At 71.5% G+C, this 3,004-nt stretch carries 3 protein-coding genes; 1 reads left to right on the plus strand and 2 read right to left on the minus strand.

Annotated features, from left to right (window positions below):
• On the minus strand, window positions 1–557 hold a 557-nt coding region (locus G3I65_RS07375), incomplete at its 3' end, for a transposase (protein WP_239070724.1).
• 118 nt (window positions 558–675) lie between these two features.
• Window positions 676–1,635, minus strand: a complete 960-nt coding sequence (locus tag G3I65_RS07380; protein WP_160695416.1) for a helix-turn-helix transcriptional regulator — start codon at window positions 1,633–1,635, stop codon at window positions 676–678.
• Window positions 1,636–1,960: 325 nt separating this feature from the next.
• Here G3I65_RS07380 and G3I65_RS07385 point away from each other — a divergent pair.
• Window positions 1,961–3,004 (plus strand): BTAD domain-containing putative transcriptional regulator (locus G3I65_RS07385; protein WP_203612309.1); only part of this gene is annotated, 1,044 nt, incomplete at its 3' end.

The following is a 3,004-nucleotide window of genomic DNA, read 5'->3' on the forward strand; positions in this document are numbered from 1 at the left end:
CCGGTCAGGGTATCGGCGGATCCCAGCCGGGCCAGGTCAACCGGCGCGGTCCAGGAGGTCGGTCCCCATTCCAGCCCGGCCATGACCGCGAACGGCCATCCCGAGGTCACCGGATGCCCGGCCAGCGTCCGGGCGGACTTGTCATGCACCATCAACCGCTGCGGCGAACACACCGCCTCCGGCCGGGGCCAGTTCGACACGTCCCCGGCGAACCACACCAGCCTCTCCCGGCCCGCGGGCACGGCCGCCAGCAGCAGTCTCCGCAGCCGGGACTCGTCGATCCGGCCCGCGGTCAGCGCGGCATACACGCTGCCGTGACCGCGGCGGAACTCCGGTTCCAGCGACAGTCCCGGCAGTGATCCCACCCGCCCGGGCGCGGACGCCACCGCATCAGCCAGCTCGAACATGGCATCAGCCCGCCGGGTCAGGCACCGGCGCAACTGTTCCCGGAACCTGGCCAGCGACCCCGCCGCGTCCTGCTCGTGCCTGTCGGTCACACTGATCACGCAGCCCTTGGTTTGGATCTTCTTCCCTAGACAAGAAGAAGGATCGACCAAGGGCTGCACCCATGATCAACCAGGGCCACCTCCAACGACCCCGACGTTAAAACTCAAGGACTCATTCATGTCGTCAGACGACATGAATGAGTCATTCACGTCATCTCGGCCGCCGGGTTCAGCTCGCCCGGATCACTCCGAGGCCCAGCGGCGTGATCTCGTGGATCTGCGACTTCCCCGACCGCGCGGTCGTGATCAACCCGCTGGCCCGCAGCACCGAAGCGTGCTGACTCGCCGTAGCCAGCGAAATCCCCGTCAACTCCGCCAGCTCACTCGTATTGCACCGCGTGATCGCCACCGTCATCAGCACCCGCGCCCGGGTATGCCCCAGCAACGCCGCCAGCGACGGCCCCGGCTCCGCGTCGCTCTCGAACCGCGTGTGGCTGATCGAGTAGACCAGCACCGGCGGCAGGCCCGGGTCCTTGTACGTCGTCGGCATGCCGTGCGCGAAGAACGTCGGGATCAGGCGCAGCCCGCGGCCGCCCAGGTGCAGTTCCTGGTCGATCGGGAACCGGACCCGCAGCACCGGTGGGGTCCAGGTGATGTCCGGGTGCAACGTCGACAGCAGCAGCTGCGGGCCGCCGCGGTCGAGGCTGGACTGGAGGCGGCGGCGGTCGCGGGCGACCGCGCGGCGCACCGACGGCCAGTCCGGGGCCACGCACTGGCGGTAGTAGTCGTGCAGGGCCGTGCCCAGGCGGTGCAGTTCGCGGGGTTCGCCCTCGGCCAGGCGGCGCAGCCACGGCGGGACGCGGGTGCCCTGCGCCGCCAGCTCGGCGACGTCGGCGGCCAGCACCGGCGACGGGGTTTCGAGGACCGCCGAGACGCCTTCGCCGATGGTGGGGGCGCCGGCCGGGGTCAGGAAGTCGGGGCAGTAACCGTACGGGGGGACCGCCGACATGAGGAGCCGGCCGGACTCGGGGACTGCGGAGCGTGACCCCCGGCGCCAGCGGCCGAACAGCGGCTCGCCTTCGGGGCGCCGGATCCGGTAGCTGCTCATCAGCAGTTCCCACATCGGGTCGGCGTCCTCGGCGATGGTCACCCGCGCCAGGTCCGCTTCCGTGAAGTGAATTTTCAACAACGCCGACCGCTCCTCTCCCGGCTGAGGATAGCCCTGGTGGAGCGGGTTTTCGCTGGCACGGGCCCGACGTCACAGAGGTTCCGCGATCCGGGTCCCGGGTGGACGTTTCGGGCTGGCGCGAAACGTTTTCAACCCGGTTGACGCTGCTCGCGCGCCGCTGGCACGTTCGGCTCGACGGAGAGTGCCGTCACCCGGCTGGGGGATGACGTGGTGACGATCTGAACACATGCCGTCACTGGGGCTGAACTTTACTGGGGAAGGCGGACTCCCGCATGACGAACGACGCACGCAGAGCGCGGATCCTCCGGCGCGCCGGAGGTCGCCGATGACGGCCGACGAAGTCTCGTACCGCGCCGCGCCGGTGCGGACCCGGCCGGCACCCGTGCTGACGCTCCCGGCTTTCACGGACCTGAAATACCGGCTGCTCGGCCCGGTTTCCGCGGTCGGCGTCGACGGGCCCGCCCGGCTCGGCGGCCCGAAGCAGCGGACCGTCCTGGCCGCGCTGCTGCTCAACGCCAACCAGGTCGTCTCCGAAGACCAGCTGATCGAACTGCTGTGGGAAGACCGCCCGCCGGCCAGCGCGCGCGGGCAGCTGCAGGTGCGCGTCTGGGAGCTGCGCAAGCTGCTCGGCCGCGAGGTGATCGTGCGCCGCGAACCCGGGTACCTGATCGAGGTCGGGCCCGGCGAACTGGACACCGAGCTCTTCGACGACGTCGCCAAGGACGCCCGGCGGCTCATCGAGGGCGGCGAGCCGCGCCGGGGCGTCGAGCGCCTGCGCGCGGTCCTCGAACTCTGGCAGGGACCGCCGCTGGGCGGGGTCACCGACGTGCTCGTGCGGCGCAGCGGCCAGCTCCTCGCCGAACAGCGGATGACCGCGCTCGAAGTGCTCTTCGACGCCGAGCTCGCCACCGGCCGGCACACGCACGTGGTGCGGGAGCTGCGCCACTTCGTCGACGAATACCCCTTCGGCGAACGGCTGCAGGAACAGCTGATGCTCGCGCTGCAGCGGTCCGGCCGGACGCCGGAGGCGCTGGAGGTCTACACCGCGACCCGCGAACGCCTCGACGCCGAGCTGGGCGTCGAACCCGGGGAGCGGCTGCGGGCGATGCACCTGCAGGTCCTCAAGGGCGAGGCCGACGAGCCGGTCGGCGAGGTCGTCGTGCCGGCGCGGCCGGCCGAGCTGCCCCGGGACGTGCGGGGTTTCGCCGGGCGGACCGAGCAGCTGGCGCAGCTGGACCGGCAGCTCGCCGCGCGGGCCGGCGCCTACGCCTCCGACGTCTGGATCGTGCACGGCATCCCCGGCGTCGGGAAGACCGCGCTCGCGCTGCACTGGGCGCACCGCGTCCGCGAGCGGTTCCCGGACGGGCAG

The organism is Amycolatopsis sp. SID8362 (genome assembly GCF_010550475.1).
Classification (GTDB): domain Bacteria; phylum Actinomycetota; class Actinomycetes; order Mycobacteriales; family Pseudonocardiaceae; genus Amycolatopsis; species Amycolatopsis eburnea.